The 24,361-nt window shown below is 45.8% G+C and carries 15 protein-coding genes, 1 tRNA gene and 1 other RNA gene; 8 read left to right on the forward strand and 9 right to left on the reverse strand.

The features are described 5' to 3' along the window. The first annotated feature begins 294 nt into the window (after positions 1 to 294). The 3 genes from V202x_RS03800 (at position 295) to V202x_RS03810 (ending at position 5,265) form a co-directional block, all read left to right on the forward strand. Positions 295 to 3,645: a PVC-type heme-binding CxxCH protein gene (locus V202x_RS03800; protein ID WP_232098822.1), complete on the forward strand. Its 3,351-nt coding sequence runs from the start codon at positions 295 to 297 to the stop codon at positions 3,643 to 3,645. A 97-nt stretch (positions 3,646 to 3,742) separates the two neighbouring features. After that, a non-coding RNA gene (ssrS, locus tag V202x_RS03805) (6S RNA) lies at positions 3,743 to 3,924 on the forward strand. A 3-nt stretch (positions 3,925 to 3,927) separates the two neighbouring features. Then, positions 3,928 to 5,265, forward strand: a complete 1,338-nt coding sequence (locus tag V202x_RS03810) for a replication-associated recombination protein A (RefSeq protein ID WP_145171361.1) — start codon at positions 3,928 to 3,930, stop codon at positions 5,263 to 5,265. Between the two features lie 25 nt (positions 5,266 to 5,290). Here V202x_RS03810 and V202x_RS03815 read toward each other — a convergent pair whose 3' ends face one another. From V202x_RS03815 to V202x_RS03825, 3 genes are all read right to left on the reverse strand, one after another. Then, positions 5,291 to 5,935, reverse strand: a complete 645-nt coding sequence (locus V202x_RS03815) for a hypothetical protein (RefSeq protein WP_145171363.1) — start codon at positions 5,933 to 5,935, stop codon at positions 5,291 to 5,293. A gap of 669 nt (positions 5,936 to 6,604) precedes the next feature. Continuing rightward, positions 6,605 to 8,341 carry a SulP family inorganic anion transporter gene (locus V202x_RS03820; protein ID WP_197993210.1) on the reverse strand — a complete coding sequence of 579 codons (1,737 nt, stop codon included), beginning with the start codon at positions 8,339 to 8,341 and terminating at the stop codon, positions 6,605 to 6,607. A 211-nt stretch (positions 8,342 to 8,552) separates the two neighbouring features. Next, a complete protein-coding gene (locus tag V202x_RS03825; RefSeq protein WP_145171367.1) occupies positions 8,553 to 8,858 on the reverse strand; it encodes a hypothetical protein in 306 nt (101 codons plus the stop codon). Between the two features lie 366 nt (positions 8,859 to 9,224). On the opposite strand from V202x_RS03825, the gene V202x_RS03830 reads away from it, so the two are divergent. The 3 genes from V202x_RS03830 to V202x_RS03840 are packed head-to-tail and all read left to right on the forward strand — an operon-like array spanning position 9,225 to position 13,717. Continuing rightward, the gene (locus V202x_RS03830) at positions 9,225 to 12,965 is read left to right on the forward strand and encodes a S8/S53 family peptidase (protein ID WP_145171369.1); all 3,741 of its coding nucleotides are present in this window, start codon (positions 9,225 to 9,227) and stop codon (positions 12,963 to 12,965) included. A 26-nt stretch (positions 12,966 to 12,991) separates the two neighbouring features. Further along, positions 12,992 to 13,396 (forward strand): thioesterase family protein, encoded by a 405-nt coding sequence (locus V202x_RS03835; RefSeq protein WP_145171371.1) that lies wholly within the window; start codon positions 12,992 to 12,994, stop codon positions 13,394 to 13,396. A 12-nt stretch (positions 13,397 to 13,408) separates the two neighbouring features. Beyond that, a complete protein-coding gene (locus tag V202x_RS03840; protein ID WP_145171373.1) occupies positions 13,409 to 13,717 on the forward strand; it encodes a putative quinol monooxygenase in 309 nt (102 codons plus the stop codon). Positions 13,718 to 13,724: 7 nt separating this feature from the next. On the opposite strand, the gene V202x_RS03845 is transcribed toward V202x_RS03840, so the two are convergent. The 6 genes from V202x_RS03845 to V202x_RS03870 form a co-directional block, all read right to left on the reverse strand. Beyond that, positions 13,725 to 16,868 (reverse strand): tetratricopeptide repeat protein, encoded by a 3,144-nt coding sequence (locus V202x_RS03845; protein WP_145171375.1) that lies wholly within the window; start codon positions 16,866 to 16,868, stop codon positions 13,725 to 13,727. Between the two features lie 217 nt (positions 16,869 to 17,085). After that, positions 17,086 to 18,366, reverse strand: coding sequence for a serine--tRNA ligase (gene serS, locus V202x_RS03850; RefSeq protein WP_145171377.1), 1,281 nt, complete (start codon positions 18,364 to 18,366; stop codon positions 17,086 to 17,088). Between the two features lie 174 nt (positions 18,367 to 18,540). Continuing rightward, entirely contained in the window at positions 18,541 to 20,286 is a 1,746-nt protein-coding gene (locus V202x_RS03855) for an amidohydrolase (protein WP_145171379.1), read from the reverse strand. Between the two features lie 93 nt (positions 20,287 to 20,379). Further along, on the reverse strand, positions 20,380 to 21,993 hold the full coding sequence (locus V202x_RS03860) for a CehA/McbA family metallohydrolase (RefSeq protein ID WP_145171381.1): 1,614 nt from the start codon (positions 21,991 to 21,993) through the stop codon (positions 20,380 to 20,382). 118 nt (positions 21,994 to 22,111) lie between these two features. Continuing rightward, a complete protein-coding gene (locus tag V202x_RS03865) occupies positions 22,112 to 22,429 on the reverse strand; it encodes a hypothetical protein (protein WP_145171383.1) in 318 nt (105 codons plus the stop codon). Positions 22,430 to 22,601: 172 nt separating this feature from the next. Beyond that, on the reverse strand, positions 22,602 to 23,579 hold the full coding sequence (locus V202x_RS03870; protein ID WP_145171385.1) for an NAD-dependent epimerase/dehydratase family protein: 978 nt from the start codon (positions 23,577 to 23,579) through the stop codon (positions 22,602 to 22,604). Positions 23,580 to 23,774: 195 nt separating this feature from the next. Here V202x_RS03870 and V202x_RS03875 point away from each other — a divergent pair. Together V202x_RS03875 and V202x_RS03880 are read left to right on the forward strand one after the other, a co-directional pair. After that, a tRNA-Val gene (locus tag V202x_RS03875) sits at positions 23,775 to 23,848 on the forward strand. A gap of 130 nt (positions 23,849 to 23,978) precedes the next feature. Then, complete coding sequence (locus V202x_RS03880) at positions 23,979 to 24,338, forward strand: cupin domain-containing protein (protein ID WP_145171387.1); 360 nt, start codon at positions 23,979 to 23,981, stop codon at positions 24,336 to 24,338. Positions 24,339 to 24,361 lie beyond the last annotated feature (23 nt).

Consider the following 24,361-nt stretch of genomic DNA (forward strand, 5'->3'; position numbering starts at 1 on the left):
GCTGATACTATAAGTTCACGCAGCTTTCTTAGCAAACTTAATGAACAGTTTGCTCTTTAATTGATGTCTTACTTATTGCCTTCATGTTACTCAGATTCTAACTCACAAACTAGTTTATAATGACTTGTACTCCGAGTGCTTGGAAAAAATATCGATTAAATTCAAATCTGTATTGATCAGGCAATTTAGGAGAATTCCAGGGTGGGAACTGCTTAATGAGAGCGTTAAGATATGATAAATTCCCATTCAAAAAACGGTTTTTGTCCCATCAAATTCTCACCGAGGAGTATCACTTTGTTTCCTGCCCGTTGTCTGAAATTGTTTCTCTCAAATTCACACTATTTGTGTTCAGTTTGTACTAGTTTGTTATTGTTAATTGCTCCTCGAACGGTTCATAGCGAAACACCGTACACTCCTGCAATCGCTGAAGCATCTCAGGAAGGTGAACAGGCCATTCAAGGTTTCCGAGTTCCGGAAGGAATGAGCGTCAGCCTGTTTGCAGCAGAACCATTATTGGCGAATCCAGTAGCGTTCTGTATTGATGAACAAGGACGTTTTTACGTTGCCGAGACATTTCGTCAAGGAAAAGGAGTCGAGGACAATCGCGGCCATATGACCTGGCTGCACGATGACCTGGCTCTTGAGACAGTCGAACAACGACTGAAAATGTTTCAGAAACATCTCAAAGAAGAAGTCAATCAATATGGCCTGGAACATGACCGTATCCGCTTGCTGGAAGATCGAAACCACGACGGAAAAGCGGACTATGCCAGTGTTTTTGCTGATGGTTTCAACGGAATTTTGGACGGCACAGGAGCCGGTGTACTCGCTCGAGGTGGAAACGTATATTACACCTGTATCCCCCATCTCTGGAAACTGAGTGACACAGCCAACGAAGGCAAAGCGAGCTTACGGGAAAAGCTGAGTAGTGGTTATGGCGTACGAGTTGCCTTTCGCGGTCACGATTCGCATGGGTTGAAGATGGGCCCCGATGGCCGACTCTATTTCAGTATTGGTGATCGCGGATATAACATCAAAACCAAAGAAGGGAAACATCTGTTTCGACCAGATACGGGAGCCGTCTTCCGTTGTAATCTGGATGGCAGCGAACTGGAAGAATTCGCCTACGGCTTGCGAAATCCACAGGAACTTGCATTTGACGATTACGGTAATCTCTTCACAGGTGATAATAATTCAGACAGTGGAGATCAAGCACGCTGGGTCTATGTTGTCGAAGGGGGCGATACAGGCTGGCGGATGTATTATCAGTACCTTAGCGATCGTGGACCGTTTAACCGAGAGAAGATCTGGCATCCCGCGCATGAGGGGCAACCTGCTTATATGGTGCCGCCCATTATTAATCTGTCTGATGGTCCTTCTGGACTGGTTCATTATCCGGGTGTGGGACTTTCCGATCGTTATAAAAATCATTTCTTTCTGGCAGACTTCCGAGGCACTCCATCCCGTAGTGGTATTCATTCCTTTGGCGTTAAGCCCAAGGGGGCTTCATTTGAATTGACTGATTCGCATGAATTCATCTGGTCGATTCTGGCCACTGACGTCGATTTCGGCTATGACGGCAGTCTGTATATCAGCGACTGGGTCAACGGCTGGAATGGATTGGGTAAAGGCCGTATCTATCGCTTTACGGATACCAAACACGCTCAAGATGCTGCGACAGCACATACCGCAGAGATCATGAAAGTCGGTTTCTCGGAGCGGTCTGTAACAGACCTGGTCAAACTATTGGAACACCCAGATCAGAGGATCCGCACCGAAGCTCAATTTGCTCTCGTCGATCGAAGTGCACTTGATGCCTTGCAAAATGTCGCATTGAACTCATCGCACCAGTTAGCGCGGCTCCATGCCATCTGGGGCATCGGACAACTCGGTCGCAAAACGGGATCTGCTGTCTCAGGCATCCAAAGTCTACTTCATGATTCCGATAGTGAAGTACGCGCGCAAACAGCCAAAGTAACAGGTGAAGCAGACTGGGGGGCTGCTGCTCCTGCGCTCATGACGTCGTTATCAGACTCGAATGCCCGAGTCCAATATTTTGCGGCCGTTGCATTGGGAAATCTTCAAACAGAAGCGGCAATTCCAGCCCTGTTCGAAATGCTCAAGACAAATAACAACTCCGACCCGATGCTTAGGCACACAGCGATTCTAGCATTATCACGCATTGACGATGCAGATTCATTAATTGCCGCTACAAAAAATGAGTCGGCAGCAGTCCGGCTGGCAGCCGTTGTAGCACTCAGACGTCTGCAACGGAAAGAAGTGAGTCTGTTTTTACAAGACACTGATCCGCTGGTCGTACTCGAAGCAGCCCGCGCGATTAATGATGAACCGATCCCCTCAGCCCTCTCTGATCTGGCGGCTGTTTCAATTCGTTCTGATATGTCCGACGCCTTGCTGCGACGAGTGATGAATGCAAACTTCCGGTTGGGTACTAAGGACAGCGCACTTCAAGTGGCGAAAATTGCTGCTGATAATAATATGACCGAACCATTGCGACTGGAGGCAATTGAAGAATTGAATCAATGGAATGAACCTTCACCCTTAGATCGTGTGCTGGGACGCTGGCAACCACTTGAGCAACGAAAGCAGATCGAACTGGCTGGGATTATCGGTATGATTGTTCCCGATCTATTTCAAAGCTCAGAAAAAATTAAAACAGCAAGTACCGGACTGGCAGCAAACTATGGCATCAAAGCAGCAGCCCCCCTGTTAGCAGAGATGGTTCTTGATAAGAAGCGTCCCGTTGAAGTGCGTGTAGCCTCTTTAGTCGCACTTAATAAACTCGACTATTCGAAAATTACCGACGTCGCGAAAACGGCAATCAAAGCTGCCAAACCTCAGTTGCGCGTGAGCGGCAGAAACGTTTTGGCTCAACATCGTCCTGAAGAAGCCCTTACCGTGCTGGAACAAGCGATCAAGAAAGGACAAACCAGGGAAAAGCAAGGAGCGATACAGACGCTGGCGACAATGGATTCACCTGCTGCCACTGAGATTTTGGTGGGTTGGATGCAACGACTCGTCAAACAGGAAGTTCCCTCTGAAATTCAATTAGATCTCTTGAAAGCGGCTGAGGAGAAGCAGTCGACTGAGCTAAAGCAATTGCGAGCCGAATTCGAAGCAAATCGGCCGAAGGGTGATGCGATTTCCGGATATGTTGAGACACTGTCAGGTGGAAACGCAGCACGCGGACATGAGATTTTTTATGGCCGCAGTGATACTTCATGCCGACGCTGTCATAAGATTAATGACAATGGAGGAGAAGTCGGCCCTGATTTATCTTCGATTGGAATCGATAAAGACCGAAGATATCTGCTGGAGGCAATTGTAGCCCCGAATAAAGCAATTGCAAAAGGATTTGAAACTGCGGTCCTCGCGATGTTAGATGGCAAAGTAATCGTTGGTATTATTCGTAAGGAGACGGACAAAGAAATTGTACTCATGGACGCGAAAGGCACAATCAGTCGCGTGAACAAAGATGACATCGATGAGCGGGTCGCAGGGAAATCGGCAATGCCGGATGAGATTGTCAAACAACTCAGTAAGGACGACTTACGGGATCTGGTCGAATTTCTTTTTCAGCAAAAACAAAAAAAGAAAGGAACCGCTAAGAAACATGAGGGATAAGGGATCGATTGTATAATTGAAAAAATAATTATAGAATCGCCTCCTTGTTTTGAATATCGATGCTGGATAAAATAAGAAAACAACAAATAAGAGGAATACACCTCTGTCATGTTGATTCAAAATCGTGAGTTGACCCTACAAACACTAAACTGGGAACCCCCGAAATTCGGCTGCGTGTAAACCCGGTATACCCGGGAAACACAACCCGGATTATCAGGTTCCCACTTTGCAATCACGGGTTCTAATATACCCGCGTCTGAATCACTTGGCGGAGGTTTTTTTATGGGCTTGTTCGACCAACAGGAAGCCGGCAATCTGGAAAAAGCGAAACCGTTGGCTGCCCGCATGCGTCCCCAATCGCTGGAAGAATTCGCCGGCCAACAGCATTTCCTCGGTGAAGGCAAGCTCCTGCGAAGAATTCTGGCCGCAGACCGCATCGGTTCGCTTATCTTTTATGGTGCTCCGGGAACTGGCAAAACCTCTCTGGCCGAGTTAATCGCTCAGCAATCTCACCGCCGTTTTGAAGCGTTGAACGCCGCCTCTGCTGGAATTAAGGAAGTTCGTGCCGCGCTGGATCGCGCACGCGACGAACTGGCAACAGGTGGAAAGCAAACTATTTTGTTCATCGATGAGTTGCATCACTTTAGTAAAGTCCAACAGGATGTCCTGTTGCCTGATGTGGAAACGGGTATCGTTTCTTTAATCGGTGCGACGACATCGAATCCATTTTTTTCGCTCGTTTCTGCTTTAATCAGCCGCAGTCAGATCTTTGAGTTTCAACCTTTGACTTCTGATGATGTGCGACAGTTAATGAAACGCGCTCTAAACGATGAAAAACGGGGACTGGCCCGATACAAGGTGACAGTTGATCCCGAAGCGTTGGATTTTCTAATTGAAGTCTGCGATGGTGATGCGCGACGGTCTCTGAATGCACTGGAAATTGGAGTGCTTTCGATCACTGGAAGCGAAAGAGTGTTCGATTTGGAGGTCGCTCAGGAATCGATTCAAAAAAAGGCCGTTCAATATGATCAGGACGGAGATGCACACTATGATTCTGCCAGTGCGTTGATCAAAAGCATGAGAGGCAGTGACCCGGATGCCGCCTTATACTGGTTAGCGCGTATGATTGAAGCGGGAGAAGACCCGCGGTTTCTTGCGCGCCGTATCGTTATTGCGGCAGCCGAGGATGTCGGTAATGCCGACCCAACCGCACTGATTCTGGCTACATCTGCCTTTGAAGCAATCGAAAAGATCGGAATGCCCGAAGGTCGCATTTTACTCTCACAGGCAGTTACTTACATCGCAACTGCACCGAAATCAAATGCCTCATATGTTGCCATTGATGAAGCCATTCATGATGTAAAAAACAAAGCATTAATCCCTGTTCCCATCTATTTGAAAGACAGCCACTACTCAGGCGCCAAGCAATTAGGGCATGGCGAAGGATATCAGTATGCGCATGATTCCGAACAAGGCTGGGTCGATCAGGATTATCTGGGGGTCGAAAAAGAGTACTACCGCCCGGTCGAAAGAGGGTTTGAAGCCACAATTCGTAAACGGCTTGAAGTTTTCAAGCAAAGACGAAAAAAAACAGGAACGGATGAAAACAACCGTTCCTGATCCCCCTCTGACTCACATCAACCGCTCAGCACAACGGTTGCTGTTTCAAACCTACAATCGTGATCGCTTTGGCAACTTCCCGCTCTTGTAATAATCCTTCCAGGTTCGGCATGAAATCAACCGACATATACCATTGCATGAGTACGTCAAACATCGGCTCAATTGCCTCTTCCTCAATCCCGAATTCTTCTTTCATGGGTGTCGCTTCTTCGGGAGGCATATCCTGAAATTGACTAATTAGTAAAAAGTCACCTTCATTCGATAAATTCAAATGTAAATTACGAACTTCTGAAGACAGAAAATGATCAATGGCAATATGCACATCCAACGGTCCGCCTTCAAGGTAACGGCGTGCTTCCTCTGGTTGCTCATCTATAATCCGAGCTGCTGATTCACATACAGCGTAGACCACACTCTCATCAACGAGATCACCTTCAACGCGTTCATTGGAAAGATGCTTGGCCCAGGTTACGGATAACAAATCCAATTGAACATGCGGAGGAACGCTTCGCAGAAAGGGTACTTCCGTAAGATAACCAAAGGATTCAAACGGATCATCTCCCACTTGCTTTGCCAGAGCAATTCGCTCCAGCGTATCCATGAATGCAATTCGGAAAGCAATGTAGCTCAGAAACGTCTGCGGCAAGATGTCTTTTGAAATAGAAAGCATGTTTTTAGTCGCTATGGCAAAAGTTGTGAATCTTAAAAAGTTCATGCAGGGAAAATGAAAATACGTCAAACACTGTCATGAAGTCAGTTACATATTGTTTGTGATAGATATCACTTTGCCAGAGAGGTATCCCAAACACAATAAAAAAGTTTTGAAAAAACCCTGAAACTTCAGGGATCGATTAAAGTGCATGAGTCTTGCTTAACACTGTAAAACAAGGCCTAATTTACTCACAAAAACATAGTTAGCGCAAATCACTTAATTAGCAATCTGTCACTGATTGTTATAACCGTTACAGCTCAACATCACTGGCGCCAATTTTATGCATTGGCGCAATTTTGAATCTGCATCAAACAGCAATTCAGAAGTGTTATTAAGTCAGAAACGCAACGCAGATCTCAAATTGTACCCAAAATACAAATTGCTATAACAGGCATTGACCACCTCATCCCACTTCGTAACAGCTTGAAATCAATAGTATTGAGAGATCAGTCATTTCAGACTCTTGCCTCAGCAATGAGAACAAGAGTCTGATTGTATCGATTGTGAATGCAGCTTGTGATTTGACATCAAAGATCAGGTCGATTTAAGATCGAAATTTTTTGGGGAATTCAGAAAAATTGCTCGTTGAGAAGAGCATTTTTTCCTACGAGATGCTCTACATACGTCTTAAACCTGGCTCAGCCTTGTTTCACATTCCGTCTGTTGAGCTGATAATGTCCCCTCGATTTCCTGAATTCGGAGAATTGCGTCATTAAACGTTTCGAGGCAATTTCCATCAGCCACATTTTCAAAAATGCGCAATCGTTCCAACGTACGTTCCACCTGTGGTTTCAAGCCTGTGAAGAACACGATCGCTCCCTGCTGATGGGCCTTTTCAACAATATCATCGAGTAAATAAGCCCCCGACATATCCACCATCGGGACACGGGCCATCCGGATTATCAGATATTTGTAATCAACTAATGCAGAAGAGGCGCGGTAGATCGTATCTGAGACACCAAAGAAAAGAGGACCTTCCAGGCGTAACTTGAGAACTTTTTTCTTGAGTTCTTCCGGCATAGGCACATCACCGGGCAAGGGACGATTGACTTCATTGAGGTTCACCACATTCTGCTCATAAGCCTGTCCCAATTCCTGCACGATACGCACGAAGGCAATTGTGATCCCTACCCCCATGGCTACCAGTAAATCAACCGAAATCGTAAGAATCAAGACGGCCCAGAAACAGATAGAGTCCATAAAAGGCATGCGGTGCAACACTGGCAACACACGGTAATCGATGATGTCCATGCCCACTTTGAGCAAGATCCCCGCCAGACAGGCCATCGGAATAAAGCTGGCATAAGGTGCTAAACCAAGCATCAACGCCAAGAGCACAAGACCATGAACAATCGAAGCTAAGCCCGTTTTTCCGCCACACTTGATATTGGCAACCGTTCGCATTGTAGCAGTCGCAGTGGTCACGCCCCCCACAACTCCACAGGCCATATTCGCAATCCCCTGCCCAAAGATTTCACGGTCACTGTTATGCCGCTCATTGGTCATGTTATCTGCAACCAGACAAGTCAACAGGGAATCAAAAATACAAAGTCCGGCCAAAGCAAATGCACCGCCAATCATATCGCCAAACCGAGTAAAGTCAGGCCAGTATAAATGCGGCATACCAACGGGCATCGAGGCAATATACTCAATGTCATTGAAGTGAAAGAGATGTGCGATACTCGTGCCTACAATTAAGCCTAATAGGGGTGCCGGCAACCATTGTTTCTTAGTAATACGAGGCCAGAGCAAAATCGTAAAAAATGTGGCTAACGAAACAATCAATGCATGTGGTTTTTCATGCATGATATCATAGGGAATCTGCTTTATGGCTCCTATCACCGAGTTCGGCGTAGCAAAACCCAGCATAGGCGGAATTTCAAGCAGGATAATGATGACACCGATTCCACACATAAATCCAGAAACGACTGAGTAAGGTGTGTAATAGATGAAGCGGCCTATTTTCATTAATGCCAACACGATACATACCAGACCGCTCAAAAACACCATTGACATCGCAAATCCGATGTCAGGTTCTCCAGATACTAGTTTGGTGGCTGCGATAATGGCTGCCAGCTGAACCACTTTGGGTCCGGTAGGACCGCTGACTCCCGTATGAGAGCCTCCAAATAACCCAACGAGAATCCCTCCACAAATCGCAGCCCACATGCCGGCTTCAGCACCTAAACCAGAGGCAACGCCAAATGCTAATGCTAGCGGCATTGCGATCACCGCAATCGTGATGCCAGACAGAATATCGTTCGGCACATTTGTATGCATGATTTTGATATTATGCCAGGGATTAAACTCATCGAGATAACGTTTTAGATTAAACTTTGTTTGGCTTGAATTATTTTGTGACATGAAAGTCATCCATATATTAATGAGTCTGTAAATAGATCTCAGATAAGAAAAGAAGAAGACAATGCTCACGAGAAGTCAGCGCAATGATTGAGTAAGACTACGATTAGTAATCAAAGCCAGATCTGCAATGATCGAAAACCGTGTCTAAAAAAGCGCAGCAGAAAATGAGTGAGCACTAAAAGCAGTTAAATGCTGGAAAAACTAGCATTCCTTAGCAGGCAACAGGAGGTCCCCGGGAATCACGCCTTTCATAACGATCCGATTCTTTGCAACTGAAAACTGCATTTTGAATACGGGGATTCGTTAGCGAAATCTCTGTCGAGAATTTGAGATCCTGGATCAGAGTCTCTTCTTCACCAGAGTCTTCACTTTCTTCCAGCTCTAATTCAGAGTAGAGCCAATCTGGATTCGACTCTGGAAACTCAACAAGAATCGGCCCACCCAGCATAAAAGCCATGTCCAGCACAAATACTGTACAAAAAGCAAGTAACAAAGATTGGCGGGCATATTGAAACATGTTTGGATACTATTTTCCGTTTATTGCTTTGTCAATGATGGGTTTATGACCTAACTTAAAAGTGTGAGGTCTGATTCGTTCATTTGGATGTCAGATCTTCTAAGTTCTTTCTAAGTCATCACTAAATCATATTTTCCTTGCTCACCAGCATTCACATTGGTTTGCTGTCATGTGAGAATATGAGTAGCATCAACAGAATATGTCATATATTAAAAGATGGACTGATAGGAAGATCTTACCGTTTAGAGCAATCTAACATGTTTAAAATTATTTAAAGCATGTTTGCCTACCTAACTTCTTGAAATCACTCATATTTAGATATCATACAGGGCCACGGGTCCTGGATCTCGAAAGCTTGAGGATCTGATGAATATTTTAAATGGTCGTAGTTTGATACGTTTCTCTCTGATCATCGCAATCGTGACCTGTTGCATCCATTTGAGTCATCAAGATGCTTCTGCGCAATCAATGAAACAGGAATTATGTGATTGCTCTCCAGAACTCACCTTGTTGTTACGTGTTAACGATGTCAGACGAACCGCAACACTGGTTACAAAAGCAGGTGGTAAAGTTGTCTATGATCCCAATCTGGGTATCGGAAACGACATTCCCTTTCTGGTTGTGAACCTTCCGCCAAGTAAACTGAACGATAAAAAATTCATCGATTCACTCAAACTTCCTTCAGGTGTGATGGAAGAAATTATTCCAGAAAAAATTGTTCCTCAGGCGGAACCGGAAGTAACAGACACAAATGTCCCTGAACTAAAAGCTGCTCCGGAAGCAGATTTTGACTCACTCTATGTTCCACTGGATGACATCAAAATTCCAGCGCTGAGAAAACGTGTCGCCGGCAAAGGTCTGGGTGAAGGTACCATTGTCGCGATTATCGATACAGGCATTGATACCACTCATCCTGTATTTCAGGATCGTGTCATTTTCTGGAACGATGCCACACGTGAGGGCCGTATGAAATTAACCCGCCTACGTCAACTAGATGGAAAAATTGAAATTGAGCCCCGTAAATTCATCGCCCTTCCGGAGACAATTAAAGAGAACGACTATGTTTTCTTTGGTTATATTGATGAGAAAAAACTGGGATTTCAGCAAGGAGATATTTGGACCACACTTGGTAAAGAGGGTGTCGATATCAATCGAAATGGAACCAAAGACGATAAATTAATGGTCGTCGTTGGCTCAATCCCCAATCCGGTCTTCAAGAAAGAAGCAGAGAAGAAGGAAGAAGAAAAGAAAAAGGCAAGTACAGAGAAAAAAGAGACCGACAAAGACGCGCCGTTGGTTGCTAAAAAACCGGATCTGGAAAAACGAGATCTGCCCAAAGAATACACACTGGCTTTCGTTGATGTCGACATGGATGGCAAATTCAGCAAAGAGGAAGCCAAGACACCAATCATCGATTTCAATACCGCACGAAAAATGCAGAGAGACGGTCTGAAGGTTCCTTACCAAACGATGTTGGAATTTCCTTCTCGCACCAAACGCATCGCTTATCCTTTGTTATTCCGCCCTGATGCAAAAAAACAAGTCACAGAAATCACGATTGCCTTCGATCAACAGTCGCATGGCACACATGTCGCTGGAATCGTTGCCGGTAGTGGAGTACAAATTGAAGGCGCTGCCCCCAAAGCCGAATTGATGTCTATTAAAGTCTGTTCAGGACGTAACTGCACAGACCAGGCAATTATTCGCGGTATCATCGCTGCCTTCTTTAATCCCGAAGGTTATGTGCCCGATGTTGTGAATATCTCACTGGGAAGTCACGAAGGTTATCTTAAACGTCCGTTGAGTATCCTCATCCAGGATTTATCAGCAAAATTCGGAACAACATTTTTCGTCTCCGCATCGAATGATGGTCCTGGATATCGAACAATCAATGGTCTGGCAGGTTCCAGCCCCGCCGTGTTTGTGGGTGCTCATGTTTCTGCCAACACATTAAGAGAACACTACCGTCTTGCGGAGGGAGTCAATGCTCCCGAACACGGCTTACTTTACTTTTCCTCATTAGGACCGTCCTACACAGGAGAAATGCGTCCGAATGTGGTTGCCCCTGGTTCTGCGCTTTCATCGACTCCTTTGAACTCAGATGGATCGAGCATGTTTAATGGAACCAGTATGTCCTCCCCCATTGCCGCCGGTGCAGCTGCAGCCATGTTGTCATTGGTTAAAGCAGACAAAGCATATGAAAAAGTGCTGGAGCGACAAAAACAAAAAATCCAGGCCATTCGAAAGAAATCGTCAGACAGTAAATACTCACTCACATCATTGGCCTTGAGCATGCGACTCGCTTTAGAAAATTCAGCGATGCGTATGAAAGGATTTACCTATGCCCAACAGGGAGCGGGTCTCATAGACATCGACAAAGCCTATCCAGAGTTCCTGAGATTGGCCAATTTAACGGTGAATCCCAAAACACAAACTGCAGAATTCAGTATCAATCGCTATTCGAAATTTAATCGACTTTATGACCGATCCAATAACATTGCCGCTCACAAAAAAGTCGACCTGGATTTGAATATCGATGGTGAAGTTTCTGATCGTGGAAGCCTGTTACTAAAGAATACGCCTGCCATCGTGAAACTGGAAAAAGTGGAAATTCAAAACAGTGATGGCACTGTGACAACTCTAGATGTAAACGGGAATAAAGAAAAAATTCCTTTTTCTATTGCTTTGCCAGGTAAAGAAGAAGCACAGGGAAATCAGATCTCTCTTGTGCTCTCAAACAGCAGTAAATCCTATTTTTACAGTACTCGTAAACGTGAGTTAATGGAAACCGGAAAAACTTATCTGGCTTATTATACGGTTTCACAGCATGGCGAACGGGAATTCAGTTTCCTGGACGTCGTTCATAAGCCTATTGAATTATCTGATCTTCAAACAGAAGTGAATCTTCCCGGTATCGCTCTGCGAGATTCTGACCGCGTTGCCGCGTTTGTGGTACCACAGCAAACGATCTCAGCCGGTGCTTATCACCGTTATCCGATTGCCATCACACGACGTGATAGTAGTCTGTCTGTCATGCTCGGATTTGAAGCGCAAAGTTCAGGACGTTTGTTGGTAAGTGTATTTAATCCGGATGGCAAAGAAATTGGCTATCGCGTGATTCAGCAAACGGCACAGCTGGGAGGTGACAGGTCAAATGCCAGTCTGACTGTGAAAACAAAAGAAGAGGGGATCCATGAAGTTGTTGTCAGTACCTACAGTGGTAACTGGCTCAATGAGTCCAAGTATGACCTTCTGATTGAAGCCCAACGCTTCCGTGCATCAAACGATAAACTCGCGATTTCGACTGTTGATTCCGGGAGAGAATCTGAGAAGCTGGTTACGTTCTTAAACTCCTCAGGGCAAGTGCGAAGTATGAGTGCCAGTCTGGGGGGACTGACGCGAGTGGTACCGCAGGAGAAATTCCCGATTCTGGCCAATTATCGCACCTTCCGCAAACTTGATATACCTTACTGGCGACCAGAAAGTGGAGAATCTAAAACAACCAGTGTGCGGCTGACATTTCCACCCGATGATAAAAAATACAAAGGTTTTAGCGGGCGTATTGATCATCGCCTGTATAAAAAAAGTCCCGATGGCAAAATGGTTCAAGCTTATAAGGGATCGTTCGCAGGTCGCGGAAAATCGTTTAATAACATTCCTCGGCCAGAACCTGGTAAACCATATGAAACACTGTATGCGGCCGTCGATACTTTCTTTACAGTCCCCTTTGACGAAGGTTTGAAGCAGAGCCAAGGGACGATTACACTCGATGCTTACTTCCCAGGAATTCCTGTAAAGATGGAAGGCGCGTTTCAACTCAGCATTCTATCCGTTGGTAGACCGGATGTTTACATCCTGAAGATTAAAGCTCCCAAAAAGTTGATTGATGCCTCGGCTGCTAAAACATCTCACAGCAGTCCCTCACAGGCGACTCTGGAAATTCCCACAAAAATTGGTGGTGTGTCGAAAATCAAAGTCACGCTTCCTGTGACAGTGACTCCAGATGTGAAATCAACCCTGGCAAAACAACTCATTCGATCGAGCATCAGTATTTCCACTAGTGACTCCAGAATTTCCGATTCGATCCCAATTGAAATTTCACAATAGGCCTTGATGTAGAAGTGAAATCTTTGATGTTAGATCAACCTCCACGGACTGGCTCATTGAAAACAATTACCTTTGAAGTGCAACAAAGTCACACGATTACTTTCACTCACAAATCGGAGATTTCGGTCTTATCAACGCCGTCTCTGATTTGGTTTCTGGAGCAAGCCGCGTTACAATTTCTGGAACCATGGCTTGATGATCAGTCTCTGAGTGTTGGAACTCATGTGGATGTGGAGCACTTGGCTCCGACTCCCATTGGCGCCACTGTAAGTTGCACGGCCAGACTCATCTATCAAGATGCCCCCGTGTATCGCTTCAGTGTTGAAGCGTATGCAGGTCAGGAAAAGATCGCGAAGGGAGTTCATTCACGACGCATCATCAAAGCCAACCAGTTAGTCAAACGCTTAAAAAAACAACTAGACTTCTACTGAGAGGGTAATGAAATGATTTTTGTCATTGCGAATATTGAATTAGCAGAAGGAAAACAGGCTGCCTTTTTGGAAGCCTTTCGTCAATTAGTCCCACAAGTCCTGGCTGAAGAAGGCTGTATTGAATATGGACCAGCCGTCGACGAAGATACAGATATCCCCATCCAAGTCAAGAATGGCGATCAGATTGTTACGGTCATGGAAAAGTGGGAAAGTGTGGAAACACTCAAAGCGCATCTCGCCGCACCGCATATGCAGGCTTATCGGGAGCAGGTTGCTGATCTGGTGAAAGGAACTACGATCAAAATCCTGAAGCCAGCTTGAATGGCCGTTAAGGTTTGGGAGCCACTAAGGGCTGTTCGTTTTGCTCAGGTTCAGACTGTCCGGCGGCGACGTCTGGCTGAAGCGGGATCAACTCACCAGTGATTTGATAGAGATAGAAGCGAACGATTGGTCGATAAGGACTGTCTGACTGTTCTTCGATGATTTCGCGTAAAATTGTAACAGCATCTTCAGGTTGCCCTGTTTCGATCTTACACTTGGCAAGGTTCAGCTTAAGAGGTGCTTGCTGCTGAGAAAGCCCATACAGGTAGTTCATAATCGAAACAGCATGCTGAGTCGGCCAAAAGCTATTGGAAGCAGGCTGAATCAAAGGCAGAGTTTGTAGTAAACCAGCGACCCGTGCTTCTTCTTGCGTTCTAATTTCCTGTAGCCACAAATCGAAGCAGGTCCGATAGTTTCCATTTCCCAAATTGGTAAATGCGGCCTGTGCACGCCAGGGAATTCGAGGATCTTTTTGTGCAAGACTTTCCAGTCGCGCCATTTGAGAATGTGCTTCTTCAGGTTGTCCCACTTCCATCAGAATGCTTGCTTTCAAGTTTTGTGCAAGTGGGTTTTGTGCAACATAAACGGGATCATCCAGATGACGCTCCGCCAATAATACAAATCCATTCTGGTAAGCCTGACTGGCCAATTGCAGACGGTCTGTACCTTCCGCAAGCAGCTTCTCTTGTTCCTGTGTAATCAGGTCGATCTGAGTTTTGAGTTTTTCCAGATGATCGGTATAAGCCCGGAGCCGCGCGAAATCATCGTCTGTGAATTGTTCCTGTCCATCAATCATATCGAGGTACGTTTTTAATTCATGATGTGCCAGATCGATTTTCCCCATGTTTGAATAGAGGTCAAATAGGAAGAGATGCGTCGGAGCAAAATCAGGATCAATAATCAATGACTGATGATAGGCATGCAAGATTTGAAAATAACGCATGCGGTCAATTCTCACCGCTTGTCTCTGCTGATTTCGAGCTACTGGAGGTGCCATTAACTGTGATTCGAGACTTGCCAGATATCCATAAGCGCTACCGAGTATTCGATAAGCTTCGGCACTATTGGGGTTTTCAATCAAACCCTGGTTCGCCAATTGAATCGCAAGAATGGCAAAGCTTGATGCCATTTCATGGTTATTGCCTGTCAGTGACATGAGTCCCAGGTAATGACGGGCCGTTTGAACATCATTCTCCACAGTATGTATTTGTGGCAAAAAATAACGGCTGTAGAACGACTTTGGCCGCGCCCAGTCAGGCCGTAAGTCCGGGAAGTCTTTTTGATCGCGAAACGCTCGTTGTTTGAAGTCAAATGGATGGTCAGCCAGGAAGGCTTCCACATTTTTGTCATCCGTATCTGTGCGATAAAAGACGGCTGTAACCGCATTCAAATCAATCAACTGCCAGTCGTCTCGATTGGCGAGTAAGTCATAAAACGTACGGTAATCAGGATTCATACCTGATAAACGCGGAATAACATGAGTGACCTCAAATTGATCGAAGGTCTTTTTCCAGACTTCCGAATTTCCACTTCCCGGTTGTCCTTCACGTTGAACTCGCAATGCCCGTCGTGTTTTATCATGCAAATCGATCAGATCATTTTCGCCCGTTCCTGCAAATAAAGAGATACGATTATCGATAAATGACTTCTGACCCAGCCAGATCAAAATATCACCTTGCCCCAACACAAAATGAAACGGTCGATCATCTAAAGAGTCAGCGAGAGCACTGCGGTAACCTTCGATGGATCGGTTGAGTGCAGGGCTGAATCCCATACCGACCGCATGCCGAACTGAAGCCTGCCCTTGAAATCGACCGCTGACCACAAAATAGGCCAGTGCAAAAAACGTCAGTACTGTTAAGGCACGTCCGCCTCGCGAAAACAAAAGCTCGGATGTTTCCACGCTATAAGTCTGGCGAAAATTATCTCGATACCAGACTTGAAAATTCATATTCGCAAAGATGGCACAGAGAACACTTGTCACCACGAGCTCATGGCTGGCCAGAATTGACATTCCACAAAACCCGACAAATACAAACAATTGCCCCCAGCTCATCTTCGCCTGATTGAGTATAAAACTGACAAAGGTAAGTAAAATCAAAATAAAGGCCGCTACGGTATAGTGATTTAGAGACTGCCAGAACATCGGAGATGTCATTGAGAAATAACCAAGTTCTTCCGGCCGTAGGGTGCCCGCAAACATGGAGCGCAGAATGGGATAATCAACAGTGTAATACGATATTCCTGCTGTCAGAGAATGCCAGCCTGTTGGATTCAGCAATGTGGCAACCAGACTGCCCCCGAAAACCATCCACAAAGCTTGATAATCGGTGTCATCATTCAAGACAGACCGATTCATCATCGTCGCGACGGTCTCTCCCAAGACGTAAAGCAGCAGTAACAACACCCCGAGAAAGACGCGAGGATCAAAATTGGCCCACACTAAAAAAAGTGGGACCAAAGTCCAGAGAGCACGAGAGGAATTTTGTTCCTGCCAAGACTGCAGGCAACGTAATGTGAGCACCACACCTAGAATTGTAATGATTTCCGGAGTGACCGTGAGCTGTGGAAAACAGGCAATCAATGCCAGCACGGCGAGAATGGAACCCCACCAGGTGGAAATCTCCCGCTGACAAAGATGCACAATGACATAAAAAGTGATACCCAGTAAAAGAATCTTAAACAAACTCAAACCAGTATCGCCTAAAACGCCATACACACCGGAAAGCGTTAAATCGAATAACCAGGAGTTGTTATTCCAGGGGCGATCCATAGCGGTATATGAAAATACGTCGGTTGCAGGAGGCCAGAATCCATGGCTGGCTAAATATTGTCCCGTTTTGACGTGCACCAGAGTCTGTGTCTCTGAGATAATCGTGGCGGCAAATAAACAAGCCAATAAAATGGCAGCCCAGCGCAACATAAAATCGCCACGGATTGCTTCATCTTCAACTAATTCAGGCGTTAATGGCTCCCACTCCGGAAGCCCTTCGTCGCTCTCAGATGTTTGCTCTGTTCCAGAATCTGACTGGCCCGTAACGGTTTCCTGTTTTTCATTTGCTTCTTCAGGAATGGAATTTTCTTCAGAGGTTGACTCAGAGGGATCGGGAGTGTTGTCTTCAGGCAAATCTTTGTCTGGATTATCGTTCACGGATATACTCTGGATCTGAAACAGGAATGGAAGATGAGAGAACAACACATGGAGTCTAATTTTGGCCGGTCTCACTACAAGTTGTCCAGCCAAAACCAGTAATAATCAGGATCTACTTAAGATCAATCTAATACTCTGGGAATGATCGATTTAAACAAACTCTCCCCGTCTCTTTTACGAGATCCATCGAGACACTGTTTGTTCCAAATAGGAAAAATTACCCAATCTTTTCTTTTCCAACCCAGGGTTGAAGGACTTCTGGCACCAGAATCGTACCATCTGCCTGCTGATTATTCTCCAGAACGGCAATAATCGCCCGCGCAATCGAAACCGCAGTACCGTTCAGAGTATACACAAACTCGGTCCCTTTCTTAGCACTGGATTTACAACGAGTCGCCAATCGCCGAGACTGGTAATCCGTGCAGTTAGAAGCCGAAGTAACCTCGCCGTATGCACCTTGTTCGCCTCGACCAGGCATCCAGGCTTCCAAATCGTATTTTCGGTAAGCAGGTGCTCCGAGATCTCCCGTGCAAGTATCTACCACACGATAGTGCAATCCCAATCCCTGAAAGATTTCTTCTTCAATTCGCACAATCTCTTCATGCATCGCATCTGAAGCGGCATTCGTGGGTTCTGTGAACGCAAACATTTCGACTTTAGAAAATTGATGGACGCGATAGATACCGCGTGTGGCTTTACCGTGTGCCCCCGCCTCGGTTCGGAAGCAGTGAGAGAGACCCGCAATTTTGCGTGGCAGACTCTCGCGATCCAGAATCTGATCTTTGAGAGATCCCCCCAGAGTAATTTCCGCTGTTGCCACAAGACTGAGATCAGTGTTCTCTACCGAATAGATTTGTGTCTCGTCTCCTCGGGGATTAAAGCCAATCCCTTCCAGAATCTCTTTGCGTGCCAGATCAGGAGTACTATGGAGTATAAATCCTTCTTGTACGAGTTTCTGCATGGCGTATTGACAAAGCGCCATCTCCAGTAAAACCGCTTCATTCTTCAGGTAATAAAATCCGTGTCCGGCGACGCGCGTACCCGCTTCGAAATCAATCAGGTCATGCTTTTCTGCCAGTTGTACGTGATCCAATGGCTCAAAATCGAATACAGGCTTCTCACCCCATATGCGAACGACTGTGTTTGCTTTATCTTCCTTGCCAACAGGCACATCCGGATGAGCCAGGTTGGGTACCCGTGCCTGTTCCACCTTCAACATCGATTCTACTTCACGCAGTTCGATGTCAATCGCAGACACCTGCTCGCGCAATTCTTTGCCCTGGGCAATCAAGGACTGTTTCGCTTCGTTATCGGCAGCTTTAGGAATTTGAGACGAAATCGACTTCTGCTCCTGGCGAACCTGATCTCCTTGGACAATCAGTTCACGTCGTCGCTGATCCAGCTTTGTGAGTTGTTGCAGATCGACCTCAATTCCACGATTGCGACAATTCTCAAGAATTGCTTCCTGATTCTCGCAAATAAACTGCAAATCCAACATAAGTAATCAATTGCTCCGTGATGTGATTAGTAAATTACGATGTTTCGGCTTCAGTCCGAGATATTTGAGCACGCATCATATCCAAAGACAAATTTAATGTCCAAGGGTAACGGTTTTTCAGTCTAAAAAATGGAGATTCCATCTGATTTCATGTAAATATGCCTTTCGTTTCAGTCAGGGCTCGCTTTTCTTAGATGCATCATAGACGATTTTTCCATCTACCAGCGTCAAAAGCGGTTTGATGTGCTTGATTTCGTTTTCTGGGCACTTCAGATAATCGCGATCTAGTACCACTAAATCTGCAAACTTGCCGGGTTCAAGTGTGCCTTTCACCTTTTCTTCAAAACTGATGTAGGCAGCGTCACTGGTCATACAACGTAGCGCCTGCTCACGAGTCAATTTCTGATATGGTCCATAGACATTCCCCTGAATGTCTTTTCGAGTAACGGCAATGTAGAGTGCCAAAAACGGATTGAAGGCGTTCATCGAATGATCAGGATCAAACCCATTCATATGATCGCTGTTGATGGCAATGGGAACGCCTCCATCGACAAACGTTTTTAGTCCCATAAACCGATCGACCCAATCAGGACCATAGATCTGATTGATCGCATCGGCATCACGATAGAACAAATAAGTTTGAGTATCATAACATACACCGAGTTGCTTGGAGCGCTTCACTGATTCCGTAGTGGGAAAATAAGCATGTGTGATACAAAACCGTCGTCCCTTCATCGGCAATCTTTGTTTCACATTCTCCAGTGCTGACAGAATTTCATTGACACTCCCATCCCCAGTCGCATGACAGCACATCTGCCAGCCAAGCTTTTGTGCCGCCTCAAATACTGTTTCCATCAATTCACGCGAGTAAAACAAATCTCCCCGGTAGTTGGCATCCTGAAGCTTGTAAAACTGCCTTCGCTTTTCACCATAGGGCTCTGAAAGACGTGTATTTCCCCAATGAATCCCACCATCAACGGATATTTTTAATGGTCCGACACGAACCCAGTCATCTCCATCACCGGTTACCAGCCCCAGTTTTTCAGTAAACTCTTTAACAGCTGCCGCACTTCGGAGTTGCTGGCGAATCGTCATTGTCATCCGCACTGTCAATTCTTTCTGCTGATTCATCAATTCGTATTCACGATATTCGGCGACTCCGGATCCTCTTTCCAAAATACTGGTAATGCCCACCGAATTATAAATCGCGTGCAGTCGCTTCAACACCTCACGGACATTTTCTGTGGGGACTGCTTGCTGAGGTATCAATTTTCGTAACGCGGCTCCTGCCCCTTCGAGCATCAGAGGCTTGCCGGCCTGATCAAAAAGAATTCGAACGTTCACCAGTCTGTCTTGATCGTTGTGAATCCCCAATGTTTGAAAACCCAATGTATTCAGAACATCTTTGCGCGCCACTGTCAGCCGAATGGGATGTGTCTTGCAAGCTTCATCTAATTCTTCGGGAGTGGGGTGGCGTCGTTCCTTTAAACGTGTAATATCCGTGCGCGGTACAACAATCCAACGTCCTTGCGGAACTTCTTTCGCTTTCGCTCGAATCCAGTTCTGGATTTCTGCGATGGAATTCAGTTCCTGGTGTGGTTGTAACAATTCGCCACGGGCAGCACGGTAGGCATGCACATGAGACTCAATTAAGCCCGGTATGACGGTTTTCCCATCCAGGGAAATCACGTTGGTTTGCTCTCCTTTCAATTGCATCACATCTGCATCACTTCCAACTGTTAGAATTTTTCCCCCACGAATGGCAATCGCCTGAGCGACCCGGGATTGATCATCAAGCGTAATCACTTTACCGTTTTTAAGAATCACCGAAGCCGTTTCCGCAGGGAGTTCACTGACGATCCCACAAAAAAATAAAACGATACCAGCAGAACAATCAAACTTTCTGATTTGAGCAAACATATCCAGTCCAGTGATAGTTTAAGTGAGAATAAAAGTAAAAAGAGAGAATGTCATCTTTATCTGCCAACATCGAATTAATTCAGCCTTCAAGGTTCAGCGTGCGGTTGGTAACAGACTTCGATATGCTTCCAGTGCTTTACGATATTCATTAACGCAGGTCTCATTTGTGACACCTTGATTCCGTGCGATTTCTTCTTCCATACGGCGAATCAAATATTGCACCGCGGGACGCTTCGGACGAACGGGCTGGCCTGGAACATCAAAATAAACAGGAGCAGTATGGGCAAAGCGAACTCGTCCTTTTTCGTACTCTGAAAAACAACGTAGTGCCACCCACGCAGAACTTTCCAAATTCAACTTGAGATCAATGGGAGAATTCAGTCCGCCTGTTTCTGTTTTTTGATTTTGTGGTTTGATCGTTTCTGAGACTTCGCCGTTGACAATCACTTCGATTTTAGAAATCGGCTTCCAATACCGAGCCGCTCCCTGTAGATGGCACTCATAATTCGTTTCCACAGGCTTTTGATACGTTTTACCTAAGTCAGCTTGATTGGCCTGAACGGTCAACATGGGACCTGTCGAAACAAAACTATGTCCCGCATCGAGACCGGACATCCATTCTTCGTAACTGAAACCACCTGGCAAATGAACGTAAACACGCCCAAATCCCAAAGGGACAGGATGCACACCTGAAGCAGTCCCCGCCGTCGGTCGCATACGAAACCCACAATTCAACATGGTATAATACATTTGAAAACCATAGTGCATCCAACCGTTTTCCGTGAAACCCTTGCCATCCATTTCAATGTCTAAATGCGTAGGTCGGGTCTTGACTATGAAGTTTTTGAAATAAAAGTCTGTTTTCCAGATATGGTTGTTACTCAACTCAAATAGATCCACATCCATCACTGGAACTAACATCAATGACCATGGCCACGAATGTTTATCCAAATCGAGCAATGCGCCCTGCTTGTGAGCGGCTTTTGCAATCGGTTCCACAGGAGGCGCCCCCATAGGGAGAACCGCTTTTTGATTCAAAACAAAAACAGCTCCCAAAACATGGCGTTTCTTTCCGACTAACGTGATTTCATACTCCGTGTTCAGCGGATAATAAACGTGAGTCGGGTCTACCTGGACTGGTACAGCGCTCACAGCATCCTGATCCGTATTCAAGTTGCCGCGGGAAGGAGGTTGATCCGCAATCGAGACCCAGTTGGTCAACGGTAAGGCCACATTTAAGTCTTCCGCCAACATAACATTGGGTAGTTCTTTCACCAACCGATGCACATGAGTGTCGCCTGAATACCAACCCTGGTTAGCCATATCAATCCAGCGTTTTAATGACAGTGTGATCTGCTGAGGCTGATCTTTGATCTGAATTGTTTGCTCGGCGGGAATATATTCTTTACCACGATAGGCAGAAATTTGATATTCACCCGGTGATAGTTCCACTTGAAATGGGTGAGCCGACAAAGTGACATGCCGTTCAATACTAGTGGACCCGCGCTGTTTCTCGTACTTGATCGCAGATCCCGCTTTTACTGCACTTTCCGCAAAATGGAATGTACCTGCGGAGGACTGAATCGAAAGCCGCGCGGGAATGATCTTCCCTGTTCTGGAATCAACAATTTTCCCTTTCAACGTTGCTGCGTTCAGAGACGCAGTGGAAATGAAAGAGAGAGAAAGAAGGAGCGCAAAACGAAACATGAAAACATTCTCCTGCAATAGTAGGAAGGGCTGTCATAAATCTCACCCTTTAGCCTACACGTAGAAGAACTATTTCCATAGTCAAACGGCACAAATTAAGCGTGCCGTCTGATATTCACTATTCAGGTAACGGTAGCATCTCACCATGAATCGGCTGATAGCTTTTAACCTGATAGCGATCATACTCATAGCGTCGATAACGCCCCGTTGATAACCGAGCATCACAGTGTTTGCCGCGATACTGGTGATAAGAATAACGGGGCCAAGGATACGTGCTGCCTAGATATTGGCGTCCGCGACTCTCTTCTTCACACAATTCACAAAAAGAAAGGAATAGGCGACCACCGCCGGCTTGAGCAGATTGACCTACAAAATTGGGGCTAAAGATGCCCAGTAAGAGGGCAAACGCAATTGTTCTTAGCTGGAATCCCTTCATCGAACTCTCCATTCCTGTTTTTGTCTGATGGTGTGAGAGAACCACACTTACCCACCATCATCGGCTCAAAAGAACCTCAGAAATGAGAGTCGACTTCTCCTGAATTGAATCCATTTAGAATTCCAAGTCGGGTTGTAAGGATTATTCCACCCCTGCCAGTTATATCTGTCTCTCAGGCAAACCCACGCACTTTTTTCTTGTACGCAATAATATCATCCAGAATGGCATCCAGCTTGACATGTGGCTTACGCCCCAGAGTGGAAGTCAGGCGACCTAAATCTGGAACCCGACGCTGAACATCCTCGAAATCTTCATTATACGCTTGATTATAAGGCAGATAATCGATTTTCACTTCAGGATTGACTTTTGCGATAATCGCTTCCGCCAACCCACGAATCGACACCGGCTCATCACTGCCAATGTTATAAACATGTCCTTGCGCGGCATCCAGATTGGTCAGATCGATCACACAACCAACGATTTCATCAACGTGACCGAAACAGCGGACCTGGCTTCCATCATCAAAGACCACCACCGGTCCACCATCCAGAGCCTGATCAATAAAACGGGGAATAACCATCCCATACTGTCCTACCTGACGTGGTCCGACGACATTAAAGAAGCGACCGATTCTTACATCCAGACCATATTTCTGATGATACGCAAGTGCGAGGAATTCATCGATGGCTTTCGACGCGCCGTAAGCCCACCTTGGCCTTGTGGTCGGCCCAAAATGGAGATCGTCTTCTTCAGTCCAGCGTTCTTTAGGGTTTTTCCCATACACTTCACTTGTGGATGCCAGGAAAAATTTTTGCCCCCCCTGAACCGCGTGTCGTAATAAAACTTCGGTCGGATAGATATTGGTTTCAATGGTACGTACAGGATTATCCGCTACCAGTTTCACACCCACCGCGGCCGCCATGTGATAGATCGTATCGATCCCCTGCACCATCTCGGCCATCAAAACCGGATCGGTAATCGAACCAGTCCGAAAGGTAAAATGGGGATGATCAATGATCCCGTCCAGATTTTGTAAAAATCCGGTTGAAAGGTCATCCACAGCAGTAACCTGTTGACCTTGCTGAATTAATTGTTCACAAAGGTGACTACCAATAAATCCTGCACCACCGGTGACCAGGCAATGAGACATAAATCAAATCTCTCTCACAGAAAGGAAAAATAACGAAAAAACCGCAAAAACCCCAAAATTGCTCGAATGTCGATGAAGGCTTAAAACAGTTTACACGCTAGAGTTGCATTTCGCTACGAACCTGCAATAATACCAGAGTGTCACCTAGAATGACGCGAGCAATTCTTGAAAATTGCCGAATTCAATCTAATTCTCGGGCGATTAGCTCAGTTGGCTAGAGCGCCACGTTTACACCGTGGATGTCGGGGGTTCGAGTCCCTCATCGCCCATTCTTTTCTTTATTTCTACACGTATGCTCAGTCTCTTTGCGCATCACTGGCTCTCTCCCTCAATCAGAAGCATCATCTGTTTTTCATATTTTGTGATTAAAAAAACAGCTTTAAACGAAAGTCTTTACTGATGGCTGAAGAATCTGAATCACTGAAAGATGCGAGCCATCTTTATGAAGTCGAATGCACTCAATATCATGCTGAGCGACCTGGGTTTCGAATCATTGAACTGCAAATTTCACCCACACAAAGCGTGCCCTGGCATTTTCATAATCATATCCAGGATGCGTTTTATGTCATTGAAGGGACCCTCAAAATATTTTTGCAGGATCCCAAAGAGGAAGTGATCCTCGCTCCCGGTAATACTTACTCGGTTCGGCCACACCGCCCACACCTGGTTACCAATGCTGGAAAAACTTCTGCAACCTTTCTTGTGCTTCAAGGCATTGGTGAGTATGACTTTGTTCCACTTGGTTCGAACGAGGAATGAAAGTCATTTCTCGAATTTTTTAG

The organism is Gimesia aquarii (genome assembly GCF_007748175.1).
Taxonomy (GTDB): domain Bacteria; phylum Planctomycetota; class Planctomycetia; order Planctomycetales; family Planctomycetaceae; genus Gimesia; species Gimesia aquarii_A.

Coding starts and splice junctions, on each gene's coding strand:
- V202x_RS03865 (WP_145171383.1), bottom strand. CDS start 22,429: ATGAAGGGATTCCAGCTAAGAACAATTGCGTTTGCCCTCTTACTGGGC.
- V202x_RS03810 (WP_145171361.1), top strand. CDS start 3,928: ATGGGCTTGTTCGACCAACAGGAAGCCGGCAATCTGGAAAAAGCGAAA.
- V202x_RS03880 (WP_145171387.1), top strand. CDS start 23,979: ATGGCTGAAGAATCTGAATCACTGAAAGATGCGAGCCATCTTTATGAA.
- V202x_RS03830 (WP_145171369.1), top strand. CDS start 9,225: ATGAATATTTTAAATGGTCGTAGTTTGATACGTTTCTCTCTGATCATC.
- serS (WP_145171377.1), bottom strand. CDS start 18,366: ATGTTGGATTTGCAGTTTATTTGCGAGAATCAGGAAGCAATTCTTGAG.
- V202x_RS03835 (WP_145171371.1), top strand. CDS start 12,992: ATGTTAGATCAACCTCCACGGACTGGCTCATTGAAAACAATTACCTTT.
- V202x_RS03840 (WP_145171373.1), top strand. CDS start 13,409: ATGATTTTTGTCATTGCGAATATTGAATTAGCAGAAGGAAAACAGGCT.
- V202x_RS03820 (WP_197993210.1), bottom strand. CDS start 8,341: ATGTCACAAAATAATTCAAGCCAAACAAAGTTTAATCTAAAACGTTAT.
- V202x_RS03870 (WP_145171385.1), bottom strand. CDS start 23,579: ATGTCTCATTGCCTGGTCACCGGTGGTGCAGGATTTATTGGTAGTCAC.
- V202x_RS03825 (WP_145171367.1), bottom strand. CDS start 8,858: ATGTTTCAATATGCCCGCCAATCTTTGTTACTTGCTTTTTGTACAGTA.
- V202x_RS03855 (WP_145171379.1), bottom strand. CDS start 20,286: ATGTTTGCTCAAATCAGAAAGTTTGATTGTTCTGCTGGTATCGTTTTA.
- V202x_RS03815 (WP_145171363.1), bottom strand. CDS start 5,935: ATGCTTTCTATTTCAAAAGACATCTTGCCGCAGACGTTTCTGAGCTAC.
- V202x_RS03860 (WP_145171381.1), bottom strand. CDS start 21,993: ATGTTTCGTTTTGCGCTCCTTCTTTCTCTCTCTTTCATTTCCACTGCG.